Annotated in this window: 27 protein-coding genes and 1 tRNA gene; 10 read left to right on the top strand and 18 right to left on the bottom strand. The window is 63.8% G+C overall.

Annotation, left to right across the window (positions count from 1 at the left end; all coding sequences use genetic code 11):
* Positions 1–28: 28 nt before the first annotated feature.
* From gcvPB to C442_RS14200, 5 genes are all read right to left on the bottom strand, one after another.
* The gene (gene gcvPB / locus C442_RS14220) at positions 29–1,450 is read right to left on the bottom strand and encodes an aminomethyl-transferring glycine dehydrogenase subunit GcvPB (RefSeq protein ID WP_049943039.1); all 1,422 of its coding nucleotides are present in this window, start codon (positions 1,448–1,450) and stop codon (positions 29–31) included.
* A 160-nt stretch (positions 1,451–1,610) separates the two neighbouring features.
* Positions 1,611–2,954 (bottom strand): aminomethyl-transferring glycine dehydrogenase subunit GcvPA, encoded by a 1,344-nt coding sequence (gene gcvPA, locus C442_RS14215; protein WP_008311588.1) that lies wholly within the window; start codon positions 2,952–2,954, stop codon positions 1,611–1,613.
* Positions 2,955–3,062: 108 nt separating this feature from the next.
* Positions 3,063–3,440 carry a glycine cleavage system protein GcvH gene (gcvH, locus tag C442_RS14210; RefSeq protein ID WP_008311586.1) on the bottom strand — a complete coding sequence of 126 codons (378 nt, stop codon included), beginning with the start codon at positions 3,438–3,440 and terminating at the stop codon, positions 3,063–3,065.
* On the bottom strand, positions 3,437–4,528 hold the full coding sequence (gcvT, locus tag C442_RS14205) for a glycine cleavage system aminomethyltransferase GcvT (protein WP_008311584.1): 1,092 nt from the start codon (positions 4,526–4,528) through the stop codon (positions 3,437–3,439). The genes gcvH and gcvT overlap by 4 nt, the downstream gene beginning before the upstream one ends.
* A 143-nt stretch (positions 4,529–4,671) precedes the next feature.
* Positions 4,672–6,471 carry a sensor histidine kinase gene (locus C442_RS14200; RefSeq protein ID WP_049943003.1) on the bottom strand — a complete coding sequence of 600 codons (1,800 nt, stop codon included), beginning with the start codon at positions 6,469–6,471 and terminating at the stop codon, positions 4,672–4,674.
* A gap of 167 nt (positions 6,472–6,638) precedes the next feature.
* Between C442_RS14200 and C442_RS14195 the strand changes: the two genes are divergently transcribed.
* The gene (locus tag C442_RS14195) at positions 6,639–7,085 is read left to right on the top strand and encodes an NYN domain-containing protein (RefSeq protein ID WP_008311579.1); all 447 of its coding nucleotides are present in this window, start codon (positions 6,639–6,641) and stop codon (positions 7,083–7,085) included.
* A gap of 52 nt (positions 7,086–7,137) precedes the next feature.
* Positions 7,138–7,983: a TatD family hydrolase gene (locus tag C442_RS14190; protein ID WP_008311577.1), complete on the top strand. Its 846-nt coding sequence runs from the start codon at positions 7,138–7,140 to the stop codon at positions 7,981–7,983.
* Between the two features lie 29 nt (positions 7,984–8,012).
* Here the strand turns inward: C442_RS14190 and pstB are convergent, their stop codons facing one another.
* From pstB to C442_RS14170, 4 genes are read right to left on the bottom strand one after another with little or no spacing between them, the layout of a single operon-like run.
* A complete protein-coding gene (pstB, locus tag C442_RS14185) occupies positions 8,013–8,912 on the bottom strand; it encodes a phosphate ABC transporter ATP-binding protein PstB (protein WP_008311576.1) in 900 nt (299 codons plus the stop codon).
* Between the two features lie 3 nt (positions 8,913–8,915).
* Positions 8,916–10,616, bottom strand: a complete 1,701-nt coding sequence (gene pstA, locus C442_RS14180; RefSeq protein WP_008311575.1) for a phosphate ABC transporter permease PstA — start codon at positions 10,614–10,616, stop codon at positions 8,916–8,918.
* Positions 10,617–10,635: 19 nt separating this feature from the next.
* A complete protein-coding gene (gene pstC, locus C442_RS14175; RefSeq protein ID WP_049943002.1) occupies positions 10,636–11,568 on the bottom strand; it encodes a phosphate ABC transporter permease subunit PstC in 933 nt (310 codons plus the stop codon).
* Between the two features lie 51 nt (positions 11,569–11,619).
* On the bottom strand, positions 11,620–12,630 hold the full coding sequence (locus tag C442_RS14170; RefSeq protein WP_049943001.1) for a PstS family phosphate ABC transporter substrate-binding protein: 1,011 nt from the start codon (positions 12,628–12,630) through the stop codon (positions 11,620–11,622).
* A gap of 310 nt (positions 12,631–12,940) precedes the next feature.
* On the opposite strand from C442_RS14170, the gene C442_RS14165 reads away from it, so the two are divergent.
* Entirely contained in the window at positions 12,941–13,939 is a 999-nt protein-coding gene (locus C442_RS14165) for a phosphate uptake regulator PhoU (protein ID WP_008311572.1), read from the top strand.
* A 55-nt stretch (positions 13,940–13,994) separates the two neighbouring features.
* Here the strand turns inward: C442_RS14165 and C442_RS14160 are convergent, their stop codons facing one another.
* Positions 13,995–14,366, bottom strand: a complete 372-nt coding sequence (locus C442_RS14160; RefSeq protein WP_008311571.1) for a 30S ribosomal protein S8e — start codon at positions 14,364–14,366, stop codon at positions 13,995–13,997.
* 90 nt (positions 14,367–14,456) lie between these two features.
* Between C442_RS14160 and C442_RS14155 the strand changes: the two genes are divergently transcribed.
* Together C442_RS14155 and C442_RS14150 are read left to right on the top strand one after the other, a co-directional pair.
* Positions 14,457–14,897 (top strand): DUF2240 family protein, encoded by a 441-nt coding sequence (locus C442_RS14155; protein WP_008311569.1) that lies wholly within the window; start codon positions 14,457–14,459, stop codon positions 14,895–14,897.
* A complete protein-coding gene (locus tag C442_RS14150; protein ID WP_008311568.1) occupies positions 14,897–15,241 on the top strand; it encodes a hypothetical protein in 345 nt (114 codons plus the stop codon). The genes C442_RS14155 and C442_RS14150 overlap by 1 nt, the downstream gene beginning before the upstream one ends.
* Positions 15,242–15,294: 53 nt before the next feature.
* Here the strand turns inward: C442_RS14150 and C442_RS14145 are convergent, their stop codons facing one another.
* Entirely contained in the window at positions 15,295–15,777 is a 483-nt protein-coding gene (locus tag C442_RS14145) for a hypothetical protein (RefSeq protein WP_049943000.1), read from the bottom strand.
* A 121-nt stretch (positions 15,778–15,898) separates the two neighbouring features.
* On the opposite strand from C442_RS14145, the gene pyrF reads away from it, so the two are divergent.
* Positions 15,899–16,732, top strand: a complete 834-nt coding sequence (gene pyrF, locus C442_RS14140; RefSeq protein WP_008311564.1) for an orotidine-5'-phosphate decarboxylase — start codon at positions 15,899–15,901, stop codon at positions 16,730–16,732.
* Here the strand turns inward: pyrF and C442_RS14135 are convergent, their stop codons facing one another.
* Positions 16,733–16,933, bottom strand: a complete 201-nt coding sequence (locus tag C442_RS14135; RefSeq protein WP_008311563.1) for a hypothetical protein — start codon at positions 16,931–16,933, stop codon at positions 16,733–16,735. It lies immediately after the preceding gene.
* Positions 16,934–17,016: 83 nt separating this feature from the next.
* Here C442_RS14135 and C442_RS14130 point away from each other — a divergent pair, with 83 nt between their 5' ends.
* Positions 17,017–17,205: a hypothetical protein gene (locus C442_RS14130; RefSeq protein ID WP_008311561.1), complete on the top strand. Its 189-nt coding sequence runs from the start codon at positions 17,017–17,019 to the stop codon at positions 17,203–17,205.
* On the opposite strand, the gene trpG is transcribed toward C442_RS14130, so the two are convergent.
* From trpG to trpD, 4 genes are read right to left on the bottom strand one after another with little or no spacing between them, the layout of a single operon-like run.
* The gene (trpG, locus tag C442_RS14125; RefSeq protein ID WP_008311559.1) at positions 17,202–17,825 is read right to left on the bottom strand and encodes an anthranilate synthase component II; all 624 of its coding nucleotides are present in this window, start codon (positions 17,823–17,825) and stop codon (positions 17,202–17,204) included. The two genes, C442_RS14130 and trpG, sit on opposite strands and share 4 nt — an antisense overlap.
* Complete coding sequence (gene trpE, locus C442_RS14120) at positions 17,822–19,459, bottom strand: anthranilate synthase component I (protein WP_008311557.1); 1,638 nt, start codon at positions 19,457–19,459, stop codon at positions 17,822–17,824. Before trpE ends, trpG begins: the two co-directional genes overlap by 4 nt.
* Complete coding sequence (locus C442_RS14115; protein ID WP_008311555.1) at positions 19,456–20,100, bottom strand: phosphoribosylanthranilate isomerase; 645 nt, start codon at positions 20,098–20,100, stop codon at positions 19,456–19,458. The genes trpE and C442_RS14115 overlap by 4 nt, the downstream gene beginning before the upstream one ends.
* Positions 20,097–21,092, bottom strand: a complete 996-nt coding sequence (trpD, locus tag C442_RS14110; RefSeq protein ID WP_008311553.1) for an anthranilate phosphoribosyltransferase — start codon at positions 21,090–21,092, stop codon at positions 20,097–20,099. The genes C442_RS14115 and trpD overlap by 4 nt, the downstream gene beginning before the upstream one ends.
* Positions 21,093–21,270: 178 nt before the next feature.
* On the opposite strand from trpD, the gene C442_RS14105 reads away from it, so the two are divergent.
* Positions 21,271–21,345, top strand: a tRNA-Val gene (locus tag C442_RS14105).
* A gap of 283 nt (positions 21,346–21,628) precedes the next feature.
* Positions 21,629–21,982 carry a Cdc6/Cdc18 family protein gene (locus tag C442_RS14100; protein WP_008311551.1) on the top strand — a complete coding sequence of 118 codons (354 nt, stop codon included), beginning with the start codon at positions 21,629–21,631 and terminating at the stop codon, positions 21,980–21,982.
* An 11-nt stretch (positions 21,983–21,993) separates the two neighbouring features.
* On the opposite strand, the gene C442_RS14095 is transcribed toward C442_RS14100, so the two are convergent.
* Together C442_RS14095 and C442_RS14090 are read right to left on the bottom strand one after the other, a co-directional pair.
* Positions 21,994–22,485: an HTH domain-containing protein gene (locus tag C442_RS14095; protein ID WP_008311549.1), complete on the bottom strand. Its 492-nt coding sequence runs from the start codon at positions 22,483–22,485 to the stop codon at positions 21,994–21,996.
* Between the two features lie 183 nt (positions 22,486–22,668).
* Complete coding sequence (locus C442_RS14090; RefSeq protein WP_008311548.1) at positions 22,669–22,989, bottom strand: lycopene cyclase domain-containing protein; 321 nt, start codon at positions 22,987–22,989, stop codon at positions 22,669–22,671.
* 108 nt (positions 22,990–23,097) lie between these two features.
* On the opposite strand from C442_RS14090, the gene C442_RS14085 reads away from it, so the two are divergent.
* On the top strand, positions 23,098–24,240 hold the full coding sequence (locus C442_RS14085) for a CBS domain-containing protein (RefSeq protein WP_008311546.1): 1,143 nt from the start codon (positions 23,098–23,100) through the stop codon (positions 24,238–24,240).
* Positions 24,241–24,251 lie beyond the last annotated feature (11 nt).

The following is a 24,251-nucleotide window of genomic DNA, read 5'->3' as shown; positions in this document are numbered from 1 at the left end:
CGGGAGTATCAATTGTCGAAACGAGCAGCTACGTGTCGTCAAGCGCCTGCCAGGAGAGCCGCGGATTTCGGGCCGCAGTCGCCTGGTCGATGCGTTTCGCCGCCGGACGCGACGGCGCGTCGGCCAGTTCGGCGTCGGAGTCGCCGGCCACGGCGTTGAACGCGGCCGCGAGCTGGTCCAGCGAGCGTTTGGTTTCGCTCTCCGTGGGCTCGGTCATCAGCGCCTCGTCGACGATTTCGGGCCACTTCGTCGTCGGCGGGTGGACGCCGTAATCGAGCATCCGCTTGGCCGCGTCGGCGGCGTCCTGCTCGCCCGCGCTGGCGACGAACTCGTGGTGGAACGGGCCGAAGGGCACCTCGTACTCGATCTGCTCGGCGAGGTAGTTCGCGTTCAGCACGGCCTTCGCGCTGGCGTCCCGGAGTCCCTCGTCGCCCAGTCTGGCGATGTAGGCGAAGGTCTTGAGCAGTACCGGCCAGTTACCGTAGAAGCCGTGGACCTTCCCGATCGTGTTGTCCGGCTCGTAGTGTTCGTAGTTGCCGCCGCGCTCTCTGACGTGTGGGTCCGGGAGGAACTGGGCCAGTTCCTCGCGGACGCCGACCGGGCCGGCCCCGGGGCCGCCGCCGCCGTGGGGCGTCGCGAACGTCTTGTGGACGTTGTAGTGCATCACGTCGAAGCCCATGTCGCCGGGGCGAGCCCGCCCGAGCAGGGCGTTGAGGTTCGCGCCGTCGTAGTACAGCAGGCCACCGGCGTCGTGGACGATGTCGGCGACGTGCTCGATGTCGCGCTCGAACAGCCCCAGCGTGTTGGGGTTCGTGAGCATGAGCGCGGCGGTGTCGTCGCCGACGGCCGCCTCCAGCGCTTCGATGTCGACCCGGCCGTCGTCGCCGCTCGGGAGCTCGACGACCTCGTAGCCGGCCATCGCCGCCGTCGCGAAGTTCGTGCCATGGGCGGAGTCCGGGATGACGACCTCCGTGCGCTCGTCGCCGTTGTTCTCGTGGTAGGCCTTCGCGATCTGGATGCCGGTGAACTCACCGGCCGCGCCGGCCGGCGGCTGCAGTGTCACAGCATCCATGCCGCCGATGCGGCCGAGATAGTCCTGCAGGCGGTGACACAGCGCCAGCGTCCCCTGCACTGTGGAATCAGGCCGGTCCGGGTGGATGGCGGCATCCGCCCGTGCGGCCACGTCCTCGGTGAAGGAGGGGTTGTACTTCATCGTACACGAGCCAAGCGGGAACGGCCCGCTCTCGACGCCGTAGTTCATCTGGGAGAGGCGCGTGTAGTGCCGGGCCAGTTCGGGTTCGGCGGGGTCCGGCAGGGAAAGCGAGTCCCGTGTCAGATCGTCGGGTAGCGGCGAGTCCTCAACCTCGACCGTCTCGTTGGCTTTCTCCGAGAGCAGCGGCTCGTACCGGTCGTCACTGTCGTCGGTCCAGCGCGCCTGGTCGTATTTCACGCGAGACACCTCCGTGTCGAGCGTGAAGCTCGTGGGACGTGGTTTGTCCCACGGTGTTTCGCTGAGTAGCGCGAAGCGAAGAGACACCCCCGTGTCGAGCGTGAAACTCGTGGGACGTGGTTTGTCCCACGGTGTTTCGCCGAGTAGCGCGAGGCGAGTGTCATTTCGCCACCTCCCGGAGCGCCGCGACGAACTCGTCTTCGGCTTCGGCGGTCGTCTCAGTCGCACACACCTGCACCAGATGGTCGCCGACCGCGTGGACCGCAAAGCCCTCGGCTGCGAGGTCGGCGACGATGGCGCTGGCCGGCTGGTCCGTACGGGCGAGGAACTCCCTGAAGTGGTGGCGGTCGTGGACTGGTGCCTGCACCCCGACGATGTCGTCGAGGCGGTCAGATAGGTCACGGGCGCGGGTCACACAGTCCTCGGCGAGGTCGATCAGCCCGTCCGGGCCGAGCCACGCGGCGTGCATTGCGGTCCGAAGCGCGACCCACGCCTGATTCGTACAGATGTTGGAGGTGGCCCGCTCCTTGCGGATGTGTTGCTCCCGCGTCTGGAGCGTCAGTGTGTACGCGCGGCGGTCGGCGGCGTCTTCGCTGGCCCCGACCAGCCGGCCGGGGACCTGCCGAAGGTACTCCTCGCGGGTGACGAACATTCCGAGGCCGAATCCGTAGGCGGTGCCGGTCCCCAGCGACGCGGCGTCGCCGACGACTACGTCGGCTCCGACGTCGGCCGGGCGCTCCAGCAGGGACAGCGCTATCGGGTCCGAGCCGAGACAGAACAGCGCCTCGTGATCGTGGGCCAGGTCGCCGACAGCCCCGAGCCGTTCTTCGATGACGCCCCGGACCGTCGGCGACTCGGCGTACACCATCGCAGTGTCGTCGCCGATCTGGTCGGACAGCGCCGCCACGTCGACAACGCCGTCGGTCATCGGATAGGATTCGACGGTAAGGTCCGGGCCATCGGCGTAGTTCGACAGAACGGTGCGTTTGCCCTCCCGGAGGTGCTCGGGAACCAGAATCCGGTCGCCCGAGACCGAGCGCACTCGCTGGGAGAGCGTCGCCGCCTCGCCCAGCGCCGTCGCGTCGTCGTACATCGAGCAGTTGGCGACGCCCAGTCCCGTGAGTTCGACCAGCATCGACTGGAACTCGAACAACGCTTGGAGAAAGCCCTGTGCGACCTCTGGCTGGTACTGCGTGTAGGAGGTCAGGAACTCCGAGCGGCTGGCGAGGTCGTCGACGACGCTCGGGACGTAGTGGTCGTAGTGGCCACGGCCGAGAAACTCGGTGAGGTCGGCGTTGCGGCCCAGGAGGCCGGCGACTTCCCGGCGCGCCGCCCGTTCGCTCCGGGCGTCGATACCGAACTCGCCATCGAAGGCGACGGACTCGGGAACGTCGAACAGCGATTCGAGGTCGTCGGCCCCGACTGCATCGAGCATCGCCGCGGTCTCTGCGGCCGTCTGCGGTGCGTACGGACTGCCTGTCGCGTGTGAGTCACTATTGCTCATTGGAGAACCACCCAGTAGCGCCGGGGTGACATGATATCGGCAGCTAGCGACCGTGTCCACATTAGGTTACTCCTTTCACCCCCGCAAGAGATCACTGCCACCGGGAGGTTACTCGATCTGGTCGCGGTACGCGGCGGGTGAGAGCAGCTCGTCGCTCTCGTCGGCGATCTCGACCTCAAGCATCCACCCGTCACCGAACGGGTCCTCGTTCAGCAGTTCCGGCTCGTCGCGGAGCCGGTCGTTGACTGCTGTGACGGTACCGGAGACGGGGGCGTACACGTCGGACACGGCCTTGATAGACTCCACTACGCCGAAGTCCTCGCCCGCAGTCAGCTCCGCCCCTTCCTCGGGCAGTTCGACGAACACCACGTCGCCGAGTTCGTCCTGTGCGAACGCCGTGATGCCGACCTCGGCGGTGTCGCCGGAGACGCGTACCCATTCGTGTGACTCCAGATATCGCAGGTCGTCGGGAACGTCGAAGCTCATCTATCGAGGAATGGTGTGCTCCTGGTACGTGCTTTCTTCGGTTCGCCGCGGACGACAACGCGGACGGACTCGTCCGGTTGGGCGTACGCCGCCGGGACGTAGGCGAGGGCGATCGGCGCTCCGAGCGTCGGACTCATCGTGCCGCTGGTGATGTGGCCAATCGGCTCTCCGTCCGGCGTCGTCACGTCGTACCCGTGGCGCGGGACGCCGCGGTCGATGAGTTCGATGCCGATGAGCTTCTCTTCGGGACCGTCCGCGGCGATGCCCTCCAGTGCGTCCCGGCCGACGAATTCCGTATCGAGCTTGACGGTCCAGCCGATACCGGCCTCGTAAGGCGTTCTGGGCTCGTCGACCGGGTGAAACTCCTGACCGGAGAGCAGAAAGCCCATCTCAAGGCGGAGGGTGTCGCGCGCGCCGAGCCCGCAGGGCTGGCACTCAAGCGCGCCCCAGACCGCCTCGGCTTCGTCGGGCGGACAGAGGATTTCGAAGCCGCGTTCGCCCGTGTATCCCGTCTGAGCGATCAACGAGTCGACACCGGCGACAGCCCCGTCAGCCACCTCGAACCGCGACAGGTCAGCGAGCGAGACAGCTGTCTCGGCTGCCAGCAGGTCCGGCGCGTCGGGCCCCTGAACGGCAATCATCGCGTACTCCTCGGTCCGGTTCGTCACTGTCGCGTCCAGACCCCGTTCGTCTCGCTCAGAAAGCCACCGTTCGGTCATCTCCCCGTCGTGCCCGGCGTTCGGGATGAACAGGAACTCGTCGGCCGCGCCTTCGGGCAATCGGTAGACGACGGTGTCGTCCAGCATGATTCCGTCCTCGTCTGTGATAGCCCCGTACTGGGCCTCGCCCGGGTCCAGCACGGTCACGTCGTTGGTGGTCAGCCGCTGTGTCAGCGTCGCCGCGTCCGGACCGGCCACGGTTATCTGTCCCATGTGCGAAACGTCGAACTTCCCGGCTTCGCTCCGGACGGCCTCGTGTTCTGTGCGGATCGACTCGAACTCGACCGGCATCTCCCACCCGCCGAAATCGGTGAACGAAGCGTCGGCTCGCTGGTGAACCGCAGAGAGCGGTGGTGCCCGCAGTGTCATACGCGGACCTCTCGTACCGCGTGGTCTTACCGTTTGGCCCTTGACCGCCTGTGGCCTCATGATAAATCATATGTGGCGATATCAAATCGCCGATTGCGCTAGATGGAGCGACAGAACCGGGACGGAAAATACGCTGTCGTTCGTTACTCGCTCCGCGCCAGCGGGAACGCGAGTCGAACTCGCGTTCCGCCGCCATCGGCGTCTTCGTTGAGCGTCACAGACCCGCCGAGACGTCGGACAAGCCATGTAACCGCCCACAGCCCGAGACCGCGACTGTGTGCCACTGGCCCTTCCGTCTCCGAAGCCAGGACCTTGCGCTCCATGTCGGGGATACCGGACCCGTCGGTATCGACGCTGACTGTCACCTGGCCCGACGAGGTCTCTTCAGCCGTAAGTTTGACCCTCGGGCTAGGTAGATCACTGTATTCCAGCGCGTTTTCGACAAGAATCTCCAGCATCAGGTCGATAGCCATCCTATCACCAGCCACCTCCGCGTCGGTAGGTGTCACCTCGATTGCGGCCTCGGGATGCTGGTCTACAAGATCGTCACGGACATCGGTGAGGACTTGCCGTAGGTGGACTGTCCCGCTTCGGAGGTCGCGCTCGATGACCCGGTCGAACGTCCGTGCTCGTTCGGCCAGTGAATCGAGCTCTTTCGACGCGTTCTCGATTCTGTCGATGTGTCCTCTGGCAGCGTCGACTGAGAACTCGGACGAGCCGAGTTCTTCTTTGAGGAGCCTCGAATTACCCCGTATCACGGTCAACTTGTTTCGGATGTTGTGCCGGAGAATCCGACTCATGACCATTATCCGCTGTTCTCGCTCCTTGTCCTGAGTGATGTCGCGAACGATGCCTCGCAGTTTCGGTTCCCCGCCCCGGACGGTTTTTTCTGCCCGGAGTCGGAACCAGCGCTCGGTTTCGTCCGCGGTCTGGCGGCGCGCTTCCAGCTCCATCGGGCCGCCGGTTTCGCGACAGGTCTCGATAGCGTCACGAAGGGCCGCTCTATCGTTGGGATGGTACTGCTCGAGTGCCTCCTCGAGCGTCGGATTGTACTCCGGGAGCCCGTACAGGCGTTTCATCCCCGCGGTTCCCTCTATTAGACCTGTCTCCAGATCCAGTTCCCATCCGCCGACGTCGGCGAGCATCTCCGTCCCGATAAGCCACTCCAGTTGCTCCTCCCGCTGTTTCAATCTCGTTGCGTCGTCCATGCCAACGGCGACACGCTCGACGGTCCCGTCATCACCCAGTATCGGCGCGGCATTGCTCGAAAGCCACCGTTCGGTCCCGTCGGCGAGTTCTATCCAGTGCTCGAATCCGAACACTGGCTCGCCGGATTCGAGTACTCTCGTAACCGGATGCTCCGCTTCAGGGACCGGAGTGCCGTCTTCGTAGAAGATATTCCACTCCGCTTCGTCGTACCGCCTCCCAGTGATTGTACCGCGTTCGAGGCCAAGCAAGTCCTCAGCGCGGTCATTGGCGAACAAAATCTTGCCTGACGGTTCGACGACGACGAGACCGACCGGGCTTATCTCGAACACTCGCTCGATGAGGACCTGCTTCTCCTCGCGTCGCTTTCGCTGCGTGATATCCTCGGCCAGCCATAGCACGTGTTCTGTACTGTCACTGCCAACCGGCGTGACGCGAGCCTCGAAGTACCGATCCCCATCGTCGAGCGATAGGTGGTACTCGATGTGTTGTTGTTCGCCTGCCTGCAGAGCGTCCTCGATGACTGTGTAGAACTGGTCAGCCTGTGCTGTGGAGAAGACGTCCCAGAGATCTGATCCTAACAACGTTTCCGGCTGTCTGAAGAATAGTGCCCCGTTGTGGGCATTATGGATGACGTCGACAAAGACGCCATCAGCATCTAGTACGATCGCTGGGTCGGAAATTATCTCGCAAAGCCCGTTTAGGACGTCTCGATTGTGAAGAGATTCCTTACTCATAGTACCGAATATCGAGCAGTTGCCGCCAGTCGCCGCTGTCTGGAAAGACTATCCATGAAGTGAGGAGGGGATCCTCCTAAGTGTTGTGCAGTCACATTTGATATAGCGGTTACTGATTTACGATATGAAACGGCACGCATAAGCGGGCCGGGAAGGGAAAGGGGCGCATGGAGCTGTTTCGTCGGATATTCGGGGAGAAAGACTCGCAACAGCGCGTTGGACTGTTCGTCGACGGTCCGAACGTGCTCAGGTCTGAGTTCGATGTCGACCTCGACGAGGTCCGGGACATTGCAGTCGAATACGGCCCGATGGCGTTGACTCGCCTCTACGTCGACCAGAACGCCTCGCCGGGGCTGATTCAGGCCGCCGAGGCCCGGGGCTTCGAGGTCCGAACCACCAGCGGTGACGTTGATGTCCGACTCGCCGTCGACGCGACAGATGCCGTCGCCTCGGGACAGATCGACGTCTTGGTCGTCGCCTCGCGGGACACGGATTTCAAGCCGGCGCTGGAAGTGGCTGCACGGGAAGGGGTCAAAACGGTCGCCATCGCGCCGGGAGAATACGGCCGCTCGGACGCGTTACGCAACGCGGCCGAAGACGCAGTGACGCTCTGAGGGCCGAACTCCGTGACGCCAACTGTTTTTTCCGCCAGTGCATTGGCCACGTATGGACATCGACGACACGCCGGTACTGGATAACCACCTCCATCTCGATCCGGTCAACGGCCGGAACGTCGCGGCAGCCGAGGAGTTCGCCTCACAGGGCGGCACACACTTGTTAGTGCTCAACAAGCCGTCCTGGCACCTCGTCGAGAAGGCGACAGAGGCGGAGACGTTCCGCGAGGTGTTCGACCTCACCGTCGAGGCCGCTACAGCGGCGTCCGAAGTGCTCGATGGCTGCGCCTGGCCCGTCCTCGGCGTCCACCCGGCGCTGATTTCGAAACTCGTTGATGACGGCTACACGCCGCCGGAAGCACGGGACATCATGCAGACCGGCCTCGACGTGGCGGCGGAGTACGTCGATAACGGTGACGCGCTCGCGATGAAGTCCGGGCGACCGCACTACGACGTTGACGACGCCGTCTGGGAGGCCTCCAATGCGGTGATGTGCCACGGGTTCGAACGCGCCGCCGACGTGGGCTGTGCGATACAACTCCATACGGAAGGCGGCGAAGACTTCGAAACAGTGGCTGGCTGGGCCGAAGACCGTGGCCTCGACCGTATGCAGGTCGTCAAACACTACTCCGGCGGGCGGCTCCGTGGCCCAGTCAAATCAGTGCTTGCGGATAAGGACGAACTGGAGATTGCGGTTGAGACGGACGAGCCGTTCCTGATGGAGACCGACTACATCGACGACCCGGACCGTCCCGGCGCAGTGCTCGGCCCGAAAACGGTGCCACGGCGCGTCCGCTGGCTACTGGAGAACGGCCACGAAGACGCAGTCAGAACGGCACACGTCGAGACGCCGGCAGACGCGTACGGCATCGACACCGAGGCGACGCTAGAGCGGTAGGCGGCGACGGCAAAAGCGAGCCGCGACGGCTATCCGAACTTGCCGGTGATATAGTCCTCGACGCGCTGACTGTCGGGATTCTCGAAGATTTTGTCCGTGTCGTCGAACTCGACCAGCTCGCCACCGGTGAGGAAGACGGCGGTCTTGTCCGAGATACGGGCCGCCTGCTGCATATTGTGGGTGACGATGACGACGGTGAACTCCTCGGCCAGTTCCTCGATGAGGTCCTCGATTTTCGAGGTGGCAATCGGGTCAAGCGCCGACGCCGGCTCGTCCATCAGGATTACGTCCGGGTCGACGGCAATAGCGCGGGCGATGCAGAGCCGCTGTTGCTGGCCGCCCGAGAGGTCGAGCGCGCTCTTGTCCAGTTGGTCTTTGACTTCGTCCCACAGCGCGGCGCGCTTGAGCGCCGTCTCGACTTTGTCGTCTATGTCCTCCGTCTGGTCCTGAATCCGGAGGCCGTAAGCGACGTTGTCGTAGATGCTCTTCGGGAAGGGGTTGGGGTGCTGGAACACCATTCCGATGCGTCGCCGCAGCGCCACCGGGTCCACGTCGGCATCGTAGACGTTTTTCCCCTCGAAGTAGAGGTCTCCCTCGACCCGCGCCGCGTCGATGAGATCGTTCATGCGGTTGATACACCGCAGGAACGTGGACTTGCCACAGCCGGAGGGTCCGATCATGGCCGTCACCTGTTTTTCCGGGATAGCCAGGTCGATACCCTGTAGCGCCTGCGTCTCGCCGTAGAACACGTTCAGGTCGCGGGACTCGATGACTGGCTTCCCCGTCTCGCCCGCGTTCGCGTCCGTTCCCTCCACGTCGATCGACTGGTCGATGAGAGGGTCGCCGGACGGGTCCGGCGACGACGCGGCCGTTTCAGTGCTCGGTGTGGGCTCGGTACTCTCGTTGCTCGTCATCTCGTTCTCTGTCATGAATTATCCTGTTCGCTGATACCGGTTCCGGATGACAATCGCTGTCGCGTTCATCACCAGCAACACTGCAAGCAGTGTAATCACGCCGGCCGCCAGCACGCCGTGGCGGAACGACGGGTCCAGCTCCGACGACCACGAGAAGATCTGGCGGGGCATCATACTCGCTACGTCGAAGAAGCTGTTTGGCGCGAGTCGGACCGACGCCGCCGCCCCGATCATCAGCAGCGGGGCCGTCTCGCCGATAGCCCGACCCAGCGCCAGTATCGTCCCGGTCAGAATGCCCGGAAGTGCTTCGGGGAGGACGACCTGCCGAATCGTCTGCCAGCGGGTCGCCCCCATCCCGTAGGAGGCCTGTCGGAACGAGTCGGGAACGGAGCGAATCGCCTCCTGGGCGGAGATGATCACGATCGGGAGTATCAGCAGGCCGACGGCGAGGCCGGCGACGATGACTGACCCCTGAGGCCACTGGAGAACCCGGATGAAAAGCGCCAGTCCGAGCAGGCCGTACACGACCGACGGCACACCGGCGAGGTTCCCGATATTGATCTCGATGAGCGTGACGAACTTGCCCATCAGTCCTTGTGAGGGAGCGTACTCTTCGAGGTAGATCGCCGCCCCGACGCCGACCGGGAACGTGGTGAGCACGATCACGATAATCATCATCACCGAGCCCACCATCGCGGGGTAGATACCGGCATCGGCGGCGGTCCGCGAGGTCGCACTCGTCAGGAACCCCCAGTCGAGCCAGGGGTCCGGGCCGGCGAACCCGAGCGCGCCGGTGACGACGCTGCCGACGACCACGCCAAGCACGGCGGCGACCGGGAAGGCGAGGCCGCGGACGCCCTCGCCACGACGGAGCACGCCTTCGACGTAGACACCCAGCGGGAGTACGGCGAACGTGACTACGAGCAGCCACACGTCAGTCCCGATCCCGAGTAGCGGCCCGGCGACGACGCCCACCACCGCAACTGCCGTCGTCAGCCCGACGACGGCCAGGCCGTCTCGCCGCGACTCACGTCGCTGTTCGACGAACCAGCCTGCGGCACCGGCGACCGGGAGCACGAGCGTCAGGAGTAACATGACCCAGTCCGTGGGCACGAACGGGAGCATCATGATGGCTTCTCGGAGGCTTATTACGCGATAGTACAGCCCGAAGTCGAGGCCGAGCGCCGCGGCGGTGTCGGTGACAAACCGATTGAAGCTGGTGGGTGGCAGCCCGAACACCGTGACTATCGGGGCGAGGAGCACCACGGCGAGGCGTTCGAGCGCGGCCTTCGGCCGCAGTCGGCCGTGTGCGGCGATCAGGCCGCCGGCCACGACCAGCGAGATGAGGAGCGCGAACCACTCGAGCACGGAGAGCAGTTCGATGAACAGGACCGCAAACCCGCCTGTCAGCAGGAGTCCGACGACCGGGAGCCCGCTGGTGACGTAGGCGACCTCGCCGGCCGGTTCGTCGAGTCGATAGTAGTAGACGGCCAGTGCGGCCAGCGGCACCAGCACGGTGGCGGCGTAGGTCGCCAGCCATCCCGCGTCGGCCGAGAAGGGCCGGAACGCGTCGTTGGCGACGAACAGCAGGAGGAGCAGGACGGAAACGAGTCCGAACGCAGTCGCTGCGAGACAGGTCGCCTCGAAGGCACGCCCCCGAAGATGGTTGACATCGCTGTCCTCCCCGTGCCAGCCCGTTTCAGGTTCTCGTGTTGCCATCAGTTCAGTCCTCCAGTGTTCATTCGTACTCCTCCCGGTAGCGCGCCGCGATTCGGTTGCTCAGCAGGTTCAACAGGAACGTGATGACGAACAGCGTCAGGCCGATAGCGAAGAGACTGGTAAAGCCCAGTTGACTGACGCTGTCGGCGCTGTTGATCTGGACCATCGCTGCCGTCATCGGCTGATACCCCTGAAAGAGGTTCGCGAGCGGGTCCGAGAGGTTCAGCATCCGGGGCCGGCTGCCGGCCGCGACAACGACGATCATCGTCTCGCCGATAGCCCGCGACAGGGCGAGGATGAACGAGGAGAAGATGCCCGAGGCCGCCGCGGGGACGACGACGCCGGTTGTCACCTCGAACTTCGTCGCGCCCATCCCGTAACCGGCCTGTCGCAACGAGTCTGGGACAGCGCTCATCGCGTCCTCGCTCAGACTGGAGACCATGGGGATGATCATGATCCCGACCATGATGGAGGCGCTGAGGATGTTGAACGTGTTGACCGGGAGTCCGATGGTCTGGAGGAACGGCGTCACGTACACGAGCGCGAAGATACCGTAGACGACGGTCGGGATACCAGCCAGAATTTCAAGGCCCGGTTTCAGCACTGAGCGCATCTGGTCGCTGGCGTACTCACTGAGATAGACCGCGGCCGCGACACCCGTCGGGAGTGCGATGACGGCGGAGATCACTGTGACCAACAGCGTGCCACTCAACAGCGGGAGCAACCCGTAGACGTTCCGACTGATGAGGAACTCCGTTCCGGTGAAGAAGTCGACCGGGTTCACCAGCGTAAAGAACGTAATCGCGTCGCGTGCGAGCAACACGACGATGCTGACGGTGACGAGAATCGACGTGGCAGCACACAGGAGCAAGACGTATCGGTACATACGCTCGCGTGCTGCACGCCCGCTCGGTCTGGACGTAATATTCGGCCCGGGCGTCTCGGTACTCATTGTGTTGTCTCTCATAATGTACTCATGTGAGTAAGCCGACTCTCGACCGTGTTAGCCGGCGATCTCGTCCAGCTTTTCGAGGTTCTCGTCGCGCTGCTCGGCGCTCGACGGCACGTACCCGATTTCCTGGACGACATCGGTTTCGGCCTGTTCGAGGTAGAACTCGACGAACTCGGAGACTTCCTCCGTCTGGAGGGCCGACTCGGCCACATAGAGGAACAGCGGCCGGGCAAGCGGGTAGGAACCGTCCTTGGCGTTTGCCAGGCTCGGCGGTGTACATTCGTCACCCTCCTCAGCCCTGACTTCGACGGCTTTCACCGCCTCGGAGTTCGAGTTGTAGTAGGCGAAGCCGAAGTACCCAATGCCGCCTTCGTTGTCGCGGATTCCCTGGACGATAGTCTCGTCCTCCTCGGTCGGCTGGTACTCGGTCGTGTGTTCAGTGTCTTCGCCGACGACGTTCTCGTTGAAGTAGTCGAACGTCCCGGAGGTCGACGCCGGGCCGTAGCGTTCGATCTCCATATCGGGCCACTCGTCGCGCACGTCCGACCAGTTCGTGACGCCCGCTTCGTCGCTCCAGATCTGGCGCAGTTCGTCGAAGGTTATGCAGTCGACCCAGTCGGCGTCGTTGTTGACCGCGACGGTCAGTGCGTCGCCCGCGATTTCGAACTCGACAGGCTCGACGTCGTTGCCAGAACACTGCTCTATCTCGGCGTCGCTGATGGGGCGGGAAGCCCCGTTGATATCAGAGTCGCCGGGACAGAACCAGTTCTCGAAGCCGCCCCCGCTTCCTGTGGAGTCGACGGTCACGTTGACGTTTTCATGTTCTTCCATGAACTCCTCGGCCATCGCGTCGGAGATGGGAAACACAGTACTGCTGCCCTTGATAATGACCTGTCCCGAGAGGCCGTCAGAACTGCTCCCATCAGAACTGTTGTTACCGGAGCCATCGCCGTTGCCACTGCTCGTGTTCTGCGTACAACCGGCCAGTGCCAGCGTCCCAATCGCACCAGAACTTGTTAAAAATCGGCGGCGTGAGAAACCACCGCTCGGTGAATCTGTCATCACCTGATGGAAGTTACAGAGCGGATAAGTACCCTACTATTAGCCCTATATCCGGGTATAAATACTATATACCTCTATATATTTTCCGAGGCCGTTACTATTTCACGGGGCTAAAACGGGATATCGGGTGTTTGAACCCGATAGCGGCCAAGCCAGTGAACAAGTCACTGGGTCAGAAATTGCCACAGTACCCCATAATTCACCGCCCTCACCGTGTGTCGTTATTTCATAACAGCATAAGTCAGAAACCCAACCCGTAATATATAGTCACAGCATATTTTATAAATCTACAGCGCGTATTCGTAGTACTATGGAGACGCGCAAAGTACAGCTGACGGGCGGGTCCACGTACACTGTCTCACTACCGAAGGAGTGGGCGACTGAGAATGGTGTCGAGAGCGGCAGTATCGTCGAGTTTTACGCCGAAGACGACCTGCTACTGGTCTCGCCACAGCACGGCGACGATCACGTCGAGGGAACGCTGGACGTGACTGGCCTCGAAAACAGGCACGAACTCACGCGGGCAGTGATGACGATGTACGTCAGCGGCTTCGACATCATCCGACTGGAGGCCGCTCGGATAACGGCCGAGCAGCGACGGATCATCCGCGATGCGACACAGGGACTGGTCGGCCTGGAGATGATCGAAGAGACGGCTGACCGAGTCGTTCTGCAGGACCTGCTCGATTCGTCGGAGCTGTCCGTCCTCAACGCTATTACGCGTATGCGGCTGGTCTCGTTGACGATGCTCTCCGACGCTGTCGAGGCGCTCATCGAGGACGACAACGACCTCGCAGAAGACGTTATACAACGCGACGACGACGTGGACCGCCTCTGGTACATGGTCTCGCGCGTGTTCCGAACCGTCCTTCGCAATCCGACGGCTGCCAACGAAATCGGCTTCCCGCGTGAGACAGTGTTCGACTACCAGTCCAGCGCCCGTCAGCTAGAGCGCATTGCCGACCACGCGACCAAGATCGCCAGCCTCTCTCAGGAGATCGGTGAAATCACCGGCGAAACTGCCGACCTTCTCGACCAGTTGGAAACCGAGGCCATCGCCGTCCCCGAAACCGCGATGGATGCGCTGTTGGCTGACGACAACGACGAGGCCGTCGAGTTGGCAAACGAGGCCCGTGCTCGTATTCCCGAAGTCGACGAAACCGCCCGCGAGGTCGACGGGAAAGTCAGGGAGCTAGACCCACAGAGCGCACAGCTACTTGGCCGCGTGGTCGACTCGCTGTCCCGAACCGCCGACTACGGCGGCAACATCGCCGAAAGCGCGCTCCAGAAGGCCGCTCCCCGGCCATAGCTGACGCTGTCGCTCCGAGTCCGTGAACAGCCGAAAAAGCTGATTGCGTGCCGGATTACTCGACCAGCACGGCGTTGACCTGACCGTGCTGCCCGGGGCGGGAGGTCACGCGGGCCTGTCCCTCGGAGGTGTCGAGGATTGCGCCTTTCGTGATGATGTTTCGCCGGGCGTAGTTCGGGTTCGACGGATTCTCGACGACGTTCTCGATGGTCGCTTCGATGGTTTCCGCGCCGTCGGCGATACTCGCAACGTCGGTCTTGACCGCACGGACCTTCTGGGTGTTACCGCGGGAGTCGACGGTCTTCAGTCGCTGCTCGCCGACCTGCGTCTCGACGGTGTCCTTGCCGAGCTCGTGTTTCTTCTTCTTGTGGTTCGGTCGTCGGCGGCCGCCTGTCCGCTTGCGAGGGGAGCGTCCCTGGTCTTTCATACGGGAAGGAAGACCCAGCGGCTACTTGAACCGTTCGATGCCGACTCGCCATCGTAATCGTTACCCCCGCGCCGACCGGTTGCTCTGACGATGAGTCTGAAGACGGCCGTCGCCGCGCCGTTCCGCCAGCGTGGAACCGACCGGATGGCGGAAAGCGAGTTCGTCGTCGCGCTCTCGCTGGACCGGAACTGGTTCTCGCCCGACCAGGCCAAGACGCTGGTGGACGTGGCCGCGAGCGAGGGGCTGGTCGAACGGGACGAGGACGACCTCGTCGTCGCTTTCGACGCGACACACACCGCGATTCCGGACGGGTTCACGCCGGGTGAGGAAATCCTACAGTCGCGGTCGACGTTCGAGCGGGTGCTCGACGCGGTCGTCGAGGCCGGCATCGAGAAACAGACCGCTGTCGCCGGCATCAACGCGCTCCAGTCCGACATCGGTGTCACGCTCGAGGCCGCGGCCGTGGTGTACGCGCGGAGTGAGGGTGTCGACGTCGAAGCCATCGCTGCGGACGTTCGGGAGGAGCTCTAATGGTCAAAGACAGGATCGCTGACGGCCGACGGATCGGACAGTTACTCGCCTCGGAGCTGACCGGCCTCCAACGCGGGCCGCTCTCAGGCGTTTCTGTCGTCGATGCCGACAGGGACGTGGACCCGACGCCGGACGGGGCCTTCGCCTACCGCGTGACGGCCGACGACGCCGAAGTGGCAGTCGTCGAGGTAACGTCGGCGACGGCTCGGTTGGTCCTGGAGCGAGAGCCCGCAACCGTGCCGGAGCGCGATGATCTCACCGTCGACGGGACGACAGTTGTCGTTCACAGCGGCGCAGCGGTGAAAGCCGCGGTCGACGTGCTGGAGCAGTCCCTCTCGGAGTAAGACGGGTTTTTCGACCGAAGGAGACGATTGGACTGCGGCCGAAATATCTGCAATCAGTGGCGGCTCGGCTCGGCAATAGCCGCAGATGTCCATGCGACGAAGCCAGTGAGGACGAGCACGGAGCCGAGTACCGCTGTCGCGGCAGCGATAGCAAGCACCAGCGTCGGGAGGCCGAGCGGCGTTCCGACGGCGATGACAATCGGTGTCGCCGTGATACAGAGCGAGCCCAGCGCGACGGCCCGGCGCTGTGTCGTCGTTAGTTCGATGCCGAGATGGAACAGCGACCCGGGCTCCGGGTCGGGAGCGGCGAGGCCGAGACACAACAGCGGAACGCCGATAAACACCAGCGTTGCCGCGACAGCGTACGACCAGAACAGCCACTGACCGGACGCGGGCGCGAGCGACAAAAGCGCGCCGACGGCCACGAGCAGGACACCGCCGACGAGTCCGAACTGCCGCAGCCGCGGGTCGTCCAGGGCTTCGCTCAGGTCTGGGAGGGTCTCGGCCACATGGCCGACATCCATGAAACGGTCCATGAGCGCGCTTCTACCTGCGGTGTAAAATAGACAGGGGAGAAAATATCAGATCTGATTCCGCCGAAGCGGGACACGACGCGAGAAGGAAACGCTTGTATCGCTGCCAGCCGCCGCGGTATCTATGCACTTCTTCGACCGTCTCGCGGACCGCATCGCGACCGCCGACAGCGTGGTGTCGGTCGGCCTCGACCCGGACCCCGACCGCCTGCCCGACAGCGTGCTGGACGCCGACCTCCCGCGCTGGCAGTTCAACCGGCGAATTATCGACGCGACCCACGACCACGCCGCCTGCTACAAGCCCAACGCCGCCTTCTACGAGGACGCCGACGGCTGGCGCGTCCTCGAAGAGACCATCGCCTACGCACACGGAAAGGACGTGCCCGTGCTGCTGGACGCCAAGCGGGGCGATATCGGCAACACGGCGCGGCAGTACGCCCGGATTCTCGACGACGAGGAGGGGCCTGCGGCCGACGCCATCACGGTCAACCCGTTCCTCGGTCGCGACTCGCTTGAGCCGTTTCTCCAGCGCGCGGACAAGGGCGTGTTCGTGCTGGGGCGTACGTCCAACCCCGGCGGCGAGGACCTCCAGGACCTCGAACTGGCCTCCGGCGAGAAGCTCTATGAGCGCGTGGTCCACCTCGCGGACCTCTGGAACGGGAACGGGAACGTCGGCCTCGTCGTCGGTGCGACCAACCCCGACGAACTCGAAGACATCCGCGAACTGGTCCCGGACATCCCGTTTCTCGTCCCCGGCGTCGGCGCACAGGGTGGCGACGCCGAGGCCGCCGTCGAGCACGGTCTCGCCGACGGCGTCGGCCTCGTCAACTCCTCGCGGGGCATCATCTTCGCCGGCGAGGATGCCGACACGCGGCGGGACGACTCCGGCGACGCGTTCTTCAAGGCCGCCGGACAGTCCGCAAAACAGCTCAAACAGCGACTGAATCAGTTCCGCTAATCAAAACCGGTACGTGTCCACGCCGTCAGGCATATCCTCCGGCGATGTCCGGTCGCTCGGCTGGCCGACCTCCGCACCGCACTCGACGCACATCCCGATGTCCTCGTCCCAGTGGCGGTCACAGACGAGTCGCCCGCATCTATCGCAGGTGTGGTCCACGTCGGGGCGCTCACAGATTTCACACAGTCCGGCTACGCTCATGCGGGTAGCTAGCATAGCTGGCTGTTTGAATCTTTGGCGCAGTGGCCACGAAGTATTTCCCCGTGGGCATTCCTCTCTATACTATGTTGCCACTCCTCCAGCTCGGATCGCTTCCCTCACCGCCGGCGATACTCGTCGGCTTGCTGGCTATCGCCGTGGTGCTACTGGTCGGTCGGCTCGTGATGAAGGTGGCGTGGCGGCTCATCATCATCGCTATCATCGCCGTCGCAGTCCTCTGGATACTCGGAATGCTCGGCTTCCAGGTGATCTAGAGTCCGGCGAGGAAGTTCCGGATCACGTCGTGGCCGACCGCGGTCAGGACTGACTCCGGATGGAACTGAACAGCTTCGATGGGGTGCTCGCGGTGGCGGACGCCCATCACCAGTTCCGTGCCGTCCTCGGTCTCCGTCGTCGCGCTGACGACGAACTCCTCGGGAACGTCCTCTGCAATGAGCGAGTGATAGCGCCCGCCCTGGAACCCCTGTTCCAGTCCCTCGAAGACGCCCTGCTCGTCGTGGTCGATGGGGAACGCTTTCCCGTGAATCGGCTCCGGCGCGCGGCCGATGGTACCGCCGTAGGCGTACACCGCCGATTCGAGGCCGAGACAGACGCCCAGCGTCGGCACGTCGGGGCTGACCGCCCGGAGGACCTCCAGCGTGACGCCGACGTCCCGCTCGTTCTTCGGGTGGCCCGGACCCGGCGAGAGGATGATTGCGTCGGGGTCGAACGCCTCGACGTCTTCGAGCGATGCCGTGTTCCGGACGACTTCAGTCTCGGCGTGTTCGGAGACGTACTCGACGAGGTTGTACGTAAATGAGTCGAAGTTGTCCACGAACAGCACGCGGAGGTCGTCCCTGACGGCGGCTTGGCCTGCGGGTTGAGATGCGCTCATCGGGACACCTCCTCGGGGCCGTCGGCTCCGCTCGCAGCCTCGGCGTCGTCAGCACTCCCAGTCGTGTCGACCGGCTGGCCTTTGATTTCGTCCAGCGCTGTCAATACGCCGTCCATCTTCTGCTCGGTTTCGACGTACTCGCTTTCCGGGTCCGAATCCGCGACGATGCCGGCCCCGGCCTGGACCGTGATGCGGTCCCGGTCGCCCTCGTCCTCGACCGTCGCTGAACGGATCACGATGGCGAAGTCGGTGTCGCCGTCCCAGTCGAAGTAGCCGACGCCGCCGCCGTAGGGGCCACGCGGCGAGCGCTCCAGTTCGTCGATAATCTCCATCGCGCGAATCTTCGGCGCGCCCGAGAGCGTTCCCGCTGGGAACGTCGCGCGGGCGGCGTCGAAGGCGTCCTTGTCTTCGGCCAGTCGCCCCGTCACCGTCGACTCGATATGCTGGACGTGGCTGTACTTGAGCACGTTCATGAACTCCGGGACGCGGACGCTGCCGGCCTCGGAGACGCGGCGCACGTCGTTGCGCGCGAGGTCGACGAGCATCGTGTGCTCGGCCCGCTCCTTGCCGTCGGCGAGCATCTCGCCGGCGAGGCGGCGGTCCTCGACGGGGGAGTTCCCGCGCGGGCACGTCCCCGCGATGGGGTTCGAGACGACGTGGTCGCCGGCGACGGAAACGAGCGTCTCCGGGCTCGCGCCGACGATAGTCAGGTCGTCGTAGCCGAGCAGATACATGTACGGCGACGGGTTCACCGCCCGGAGCGCCTCGTAGAACCCGAGCGGGTCGACCTCGCCGTACAGCTCGCGGGTCCGCGAGATGACGCCCTGGTAGATGTCGCCCGAGAGGACGTACTCCTTGGCGCGCTCGACGGCGTCCTCGTACTCGTCTCTGGGGCCGGCGACTTCGTCCGCACGGCGGAAGCCGCCAGTCGAAAGCGGCGACAAGTTCGAGAGGACGCCCTCGACGCGCTCGGCCTCGGCGACCAGTTCGTCGTAGCGGTCACCGGCGTCCTCGCCCTGCCTGACAACGGGTGTGAACACGAGCGAGACAGTGTCCTCGACGTGGTCGAAGCGGACCGTCGACGTCGTGAGGACGAACTGGGCGTCCGGGAACCGCGAGTCGGGCCGGTCCAGCCCGACTTCGTCGAGCCAGAGGTCGTAGACTGCGTCGTACGAGAGGAAGCCGACGAGGCCGCCTTCGAGGTGCTGCCGGTCCATATCCGGGAAGTTCCGCAACGCCACGTCGGGCATCGCCGCCCGGAGGTCGTCGACCACGTCGCCGCCGTCGGTCGTCACGAGGTCGGCGTAGCGGTCGTCGAACGCCTCGACCTCGCTGTCGTCGCCGGTCACAGTGACGACGGCGCGCGGGTCGTAGCCGACGAAAGAGAAGCGGGCGTGGCGGTCGTCGGTCTCCGGCGCGAACGCGCCGTCGGGGTCGCTGGAGGCGACCTTCTCGGCGCTTTCGAGCAGGAACGTGTAGTCGTTTGCGGCCACGTCGCTCGTGCGGCCGGTCAGCGCCGCGTACGCGGTCAACGGTTCCACGTCCACGTCCAGTTCCGCGGCCGCCCTGACGACGACCGGGCGGTCGGCCTTGGCGTGTTCGACGAACTCCTCGCGGGAGATGTCGAGGGTCATACCGTACCCTCCGACGCTCGCGTGGCGTTCCGGACGAACCGCTCGACGGCGTCGTGGTCTTTCGTGCCGCCCGAGGACTCGACGCCGCTCGCCACGTCGACGGCGAACGGGTCGACCGCTTCGACAGCCTCGGCCACGTTCTCGGGAGTCAATCCGCCGGCCAGCACGACGGGGACGTCAAGCGAGTCGACGAGGTCGCGCGTGCGCTCCCAGTCGTGTGTCTCGCCCGTGCCACCGCCGCCGTCGGCGTCGACCGAATCGACGAGCAGGGCGTCGGCGTGGGCAGCGTAGTCCTCGATGGCTGGCGCGTCTGCCTCGACCACAGCCACGATGTTCTGGGTGATTCTGCTATCGAGAGCCCCGAGTTCGGCCGGTGAGAGCCCGTCGTGGACCTGCACCGCGTCGGGTTCGATCCTGTCGATGCGCCTGACGGCCTCTTGGACCGTTGTTGGCATCGTCACCAGCACGCTCGTCACGAACGGCGGGACGCCCCCGGCGAGCGTCTCGGCCGTCTCCTCGTCGACTTCCCGCGGTGTGTCGACCGGGACGCCGTGGATGACGCCGACCGCGTCAGCGCCGGCCGCAACGACGGCGTCGCGGTCCGTACTGTCCGTCACGCCACAGATCTTCACGCGCGTCATGCACCGATCAGGTCGTCGAGTTTGTCGGCCGCCGCGCCCGACTCGATGGCCTGCCGAGCGTGCTCGACCCCCTCCTCGTGCGTGTCGGCGACGCCGGCGACGTAGATGGCCGCGCCGGCGTTTGCGAGGATGATGTCCCGCTTTGCACCGGTCACGTCGCCAGTGACGATGCCACGGAGGTCGGCGGCGTTCTCCTCGGGCGATCCCCCGGAGATAGCCTCGATGTCGCGTGTTTCCAGACCCATATCCTCCGGAGTGATGGTGTACTCCTCGATCCGGTCGCCGGTGACCTCCGCGACAGCCGTCTCGCCGTGGATAGCGATCTCGTCGAGGCCGTCGCCGTGGACGACCAGCGCCCGCTCGACGTCCAGTCGGGCCAGCGCCTCCGCCATCACGGGCACGAGGTCCGGGTCGTAGACGCCCAGCACCTGCGCGTCCGCGTCGGCGGGGTTCGTCAGCGGGCCGAGGATGTTGAAGACGGTCCGCATTCCGAGTTCCTGACGCGGGCCGATGACGGCTTTCATCGCCGGGTGGAACACGGGCGCGAGCATGAAGCCGATGCCGTCTCGTTCGATAGTCTCCTCGACGGCCGGCGGTTCGGCCTCGATGTCGACGCCGACCTCTTCGAGCACGTCGGCGCTCCCCGAAGATGAAGAAACAGAGTAGTTACCGTGTTTGGCGATGGGGACGCCAGCACCGGCCGCGACGATGGCGCTCGTCGTCGAGACGTTAATCGTGTTGTAGTCGTCGCCACCGGTCCCACAGGTGTCGACAAGCCCCTCCCGGTCCGGTCGAATGGTCCGTGCGGCGTCACGCATCCCCTCGGCGAAGCCGGCGATCTCGGCCTCCGTCTCCCCCTTCGCCCGCAGTGCCGTCAGGAGCGCACCGATCTGTGCCTCTGTCGCATCCTCGAAGACAGTCGTCGCAACGGCTCGGGCCTCGTCCTGTGTCAGGTCGTCACCGTCAGTGACGCGTTCGATGTACTCTTTCATTGTATTCACCAATGGACTTTTTCGTGTTGTAATGTACAAATCCGTACATTGACTTAAGCCTATCGGGACCCCGACTCGCTGCCGTATCTGTGTGGGCAATCAACAGACAACGTGGCGATACGGAATCCGAAACCTTCAATTACACCCACCGGAAACAATGTGGTGTACCACGCAGTGAGGGTTCGTGGTCTAGGTCGGTTATGACACCTCCTTGACATGGAGGAGGCCGGCGGTTCAAATCCGCCCGAACCCACTACTTCTGTCGCAAGCAAACCGCGAGCGACGAATCTACGCGTGAGTGCGGATTTGAACCCTGAAAGGCGAACGAAGTGAGTCTTTCTCTGGTTCACAATCCGCCCGAACCCATTTCTGACGACGTAACCGACGAGCGTAGCGAGTCGCGTTCGTCGTCTGTCTCTACTATCGTCGAGTAAGTGATTCCGACGGATGTGTGTTTCAACAGAGTCGGGATGAGACCACCGGACTGACAGAGTCGTCCCATAGTTTCTTGCCCCAACCGGTTTAGAGTCATCTATATGAGAGATCAGGTCCAGTCGGCGGATGCGTTCGAACAATTCGTGCTACTGGCGGTTGCAGAACTCGAAACGGTTGGCGAAACGCCGGCCCACTCCTATCATGTGACCCAGACGGCGAAGGCGCATCTCGCAGATATCGACCGACAGCCGTTCGGCGGCGTCGAGCGCCAGAAGGTCATCTCGGCGCTGGGCCAACTCGCCGACAAGGGGCTGTTACGAACCGAACAGACGGAGTCACCGACGGGGAAAGGACGGCCTGGGTACGAACTGGCCGGAGACCCGGACGAAGTGCTCGAAGTGCTGTCGGCGACAGACGAGTTCACGTCGTATATCGAAACGGTCCGGTCCTCGTAACCGATCCCTCGTTAGACGACGCTCACGCCGCCGCGCTCCTGATCGAGGGCGGGTGGCTGGCCCGCTTCGAGGCGTTCGAGCCGGTCCATAATCGTGTGGACGACATCGCCTTTCGTACAGGGTGCGACGTGGACGAGTTCGTTGCCGTCGTACTCAGCCAGCCCCATGACTGGTAGCGCCATGGTGTCGTACGCCGATTCCGCCACTTCTGAGTCAACGGTCGTGTCCTGATAGAAGGAGTCCAGCGAGACGTTGTTGGTCAGCGCCCACTGCTTGAACTCGGCGACGCGGTTCAGGATGTACGTGCCTTCCTCCGTCCGTGCGGCGGCCGACTGGGGTGCGATCTGCTTGCCCCAAACGATGACGTTGAACCCGTCGATGTGGTCGTTCTCGTCGAGCGTCTGGAGACGGTCGATGACCGCCTCCTGTCGTTCGTGTGCGCCGTCGGGCAGCATCGACCGAACGTACAGCTCGATGTGAGGTGTCGGGATAGTATCACTCATAGCTATCAGACAGCACTCCCGGCTGACACATATAGGTACTGTGAGAGATGTCTGCATAGGACAGATTGTGTCTTCAGACCCTGATACGCACGAAATCACCATTTCCTGTGGGAGGGGGTCTACTTCCAGTTGTAACGCTAACGCAGGAGTAGTTAACAACTGAAACCAGTATTCGATTACTGACTATTCGGCGTTTGACCCGGACGAAAGACCGTGGAGGTTCTCGTGGATGCCGAGAATGAGTGCGGGAACCACGATCATGAAGATGTGCTCTTCGATGGGAATCCCGAGCAGGTCGACACCGGTCCGGAGTTTGATCGCGAAGACACCGACGGTGAGGGTGTACCAGTCCCAGACGTAGGCAATCGGATAGAGCACGACGATGGTCTTGGCCGCCATCCGGAGGGCGTTCGCACGCCAGAGCAGCACGAGGGCAATACTCCCCCAGACCACCTCTGTGGCCAGATAGGTGTAGGGACCGAAGACGCCGATGTCGGACAGCATACACTGACCTTAGACCCAAGGGCCTAAAGCTTAGTTCGTCTCTCGGTTTCCGGGGACTAAACCAACCTTGATAACCCCACACGTCGAATCTACGAACTGTGAAGAACGATGGATATTGCTGATATCGCCACCAGAGAGTTTGTCGAGGTTGACGCCAACAAGCGCCTGGGGAAAGTCCGGTCTATCTTCGAACGCGAGAACCCTAAGGGCATTATCGTCACGGAAGACGGTGACTACGCTGGCGTTATCACGCAGAAACAGCTGGTCCAGTCCCACGTCGAGGACAACGCGAAAGCGGGGGCGATGACGCGCTCGGCACCGAAAGTCGAGCGCACCGACGACGTGCGCGAGGTCGCGCGCGTCTTGGTCGAGGGTGGAGTCAAGCTCGCGCCGGTGTTCGAGGCGGACGAGCTCTGGGGTATCGTCACCGAAGACGATATCCTCGACGCGGTTCTCGACAACCTCGACGCGCTGAGCGTCGAGGACATCTACACGCGAGATGTCATCACGGTGTCCGAAGACACCAACGTCGGGCAAGTCGTGAATCTCCTCCGGAAACACGGCATCTCCCGGCTGCCGGTGCTCGGTGACGACGACGGCCTGACCGGAATGGTCACGCGCCACGACATCGTCGACGTCGTCGTCCGGGACATGAACAAGACGACGCGGGGCGACCGCTCCGGCGAGATCGAGCGCGTGCTCGACATGCCCGTCTACGACGTGATGAGCAGTCCGGTAGAGACGGCGAAGCTCGGCGACTCCGTCGAGGACGCCGTCGCGCGGATGCTCGAAAACGACTTCGCCGGGCTCGTCGTCACGCCGGAAGACGATGACACCCACGTCGCCGGCATCCTCACGAAAACCGACGTGCTCCGCGCGCTGACCTACACCGAGGAGGAACACATGGACGTTCAGATTACGAACATCAAACTGCTGGACACCATCTCCCGTGCGGACATCCGGGCCGACATCGAGGCGGTCGCGGACAAGTACGGGGCGATGCAGGTCCAGCACGCCCACGTCCGGTTCCACGAGCACAAGGAGAAACTCCGTGGCACGCCGCTCATCCAGTGTCAGATCCGCCTGCGGACCAACAAGGGCCAGGCGGCCGGCTCCGGCGAAGGCTACGGCGCTGAAACCGCGTTCAACGTCGCGCTCGACAAGCTAGAGCGCAACGTCCTCGAACTGAAAGGCGTCCAGGCCGACGAGGAGTACCGCGGCCAACTCCTCCGTAAGCTCGGCGAACTATAACCGGATACTCG

The sequence above is a fragment of the Haloarcula amylolytica JCM 13557 genome (genome assembly GCF_000336615.1).
Lineage (GTDB): Archaea > Halobacteriota > Halobacteria > Halobacteriales > Haloarculaceae > Haloarcula > Haloarcula amylolytica.
Note: the sequence above shows the minus strand (reverse complement) of the source record. Positions and strands in the feature narration are given on the sequence as shown.

Coding starts and splice junctions, on each gene's coding strand:
- gcvPA (WP_008311588.1), bottom strand. CDS start 2,954: ATGAGCAATAGTGACTCACACGCGACAGGCAGTCCGTACGCACCGCAG.
- gcvH (WP_008311586.1), bottom strand. CDS start 3,440: ATGAGCTTCGACGTTCCCGACGACCTGCGATATCTGGAGTCACACGAA.
- gcvT (WP_008311584.1), bottom strand. CDS start 4,528: ATGACACTGCGGGCACCACCGCTCTCTGCGGTTCACCAGCGAGCCGAC.
- C442_RS14200 (WP_049943003.1), bottom strand. CDS start 6,471: ATGAGTAAGGAATCTCTTCACAATCGAGACGTCCTAAACGGGCTTTGC.
- C442_RS14195 (WP_008311579.1), top strand. CDS start 6,639: ATGGAGCTGTTTCGTCGGATATTCGGGGAGAAAGACTCGCAACAGCGC.
- C442_RS14190 (WP_008311577.1), top strand. CDS start 7,138: ATGGACATCGACGACACGCCGGTACTGGATAACCACCTCCATCTCGAT.
- pstB (WP_008311576.1), bottom strand. CDS start 8,912: ATGACAGAGAACGAGATGACGAGCAACGAGAGTACCGAGCCCACACCG.
- pstA (WP_008311575.1), bottom strand. CDS start 10,616: ATGGCAACACGAGAACCTGAAACGGGCTGGCACGGGGAGGACAGCGAT.
- pstC (WP_049943002.1), bottom strand. CDS start 11,568: ATGAGTACCGAGACGCCCGGGCCGAATATTACGTCCAGACCGAGCGGG.
- C442_RS14170 (WP_049943001.1), bottom strand. CDS start 12,630: ATGACAGATTCACCGAGCGGTGGTTTCTCACGCCGCCGATTTTTAACA.
- C442_RS14165 (WP_008311572.1), top strand. CDS start 12,941: ATGGAGACGCGCAAAGTACAGCTGACGGGCGGGTCCACGTACACTGTC.
- C442_RS14160 (WP_008311571.1), bottom strand. CDS start 14,366: ATGAAAGACCAGGGACGCTCCCCTCGCAAGCGGACAGGCGGCCGCCGA.
- C442_RS14155 (WP_008311569.1), top strand. CDS start 14,457: ATGAGTCTGAAGACGGCCGTCGCCGCGCCGTTCCGCCAGCGTGGAACC.
- C442_RS14150 (WP_008311568.1), top strand. CDS start 14,897: ATGGTCAAAGACAGGATCGCTGACGGCCGACGGATCGGACAGTTACTC.
- C442_RS14145 (WP_049943000.1), bottom strand. CDS start 15,777: ATGGACCGTTTCATGGATGTCGGCCATGTGGCCGAGACCCTCCCAGAC.
- pyrF (WP_008311564.1), top strand. CDS start 15,899: ATGCACTTCTTCGACCGTCTCGCGGACCGCATCGCGACCGCCGACAGC.
- C442_RS14135 (WP_008311563.1), bottom strand. CDS start 16,933: ATGAGCGTAGCCGGACTGTGTGAAATCTGTGAGCGCCCCGACGTGGAC.
- C442_RS14130 (WP_008311561.1), top strand. CDS start 17,017: ATGTTGCCACTCCTCCAGCTCGGATCGCTTCCCTCACCGCCGGCGATA.
- trpG (WP_008311559.1), bottom strand. CDS start 17,825: ATGAGCGCATCTCAACCCGCAGGCCAAGCCGCCGTCAGGGACGACCTC.
- trpE (WP_008311557.1), bottom strand. CDS start 19,459: ATGACCCTCGACATCTCCCGCGAGGAGTTCGTCGAACACGCCAAGGCC.
- C442_RS14115 (WP_008311555.1), bottom strand. CDS start 20,100: ATGACGCGCGTGAAGATCTGTGGCGTGACGGACAGTACGGACCGCGAC.
- trpD (WP_008311553.1), bottom strand. CDS start 21,092: ATGAAAGAGTACATCGAACGCGTCACTGACGGTGACGACCTGACACAG.
- C442_RS14100 (WP_008311551.1), top strand. CDS start 21,629: ATGAGAGATCAGGTCCAGTCGGCGGATGCGTTCGAACAATTCGTGCTA.
- C442_RS14095 (WP_008311549.1), bottom strand. CDS start 22,485: ATGAGTGATACTATCCCGACACCTCACATCGAGCTGTACGTTCGGTCG.
- C442_RS14090 (WP_008311548.1), bottom strand. CDS start 22,989: ATGCTGTCCGACATCGGCGTCTTCGGTCCCTACACCTATCTGGCCACA.
- C442_RS14085 (WP_008311546.1), top strand. CDS start 23,098: ATGGATATTGCTGATATCGCCACCAGAGAGTTTGTCGAGGTTGACGCC.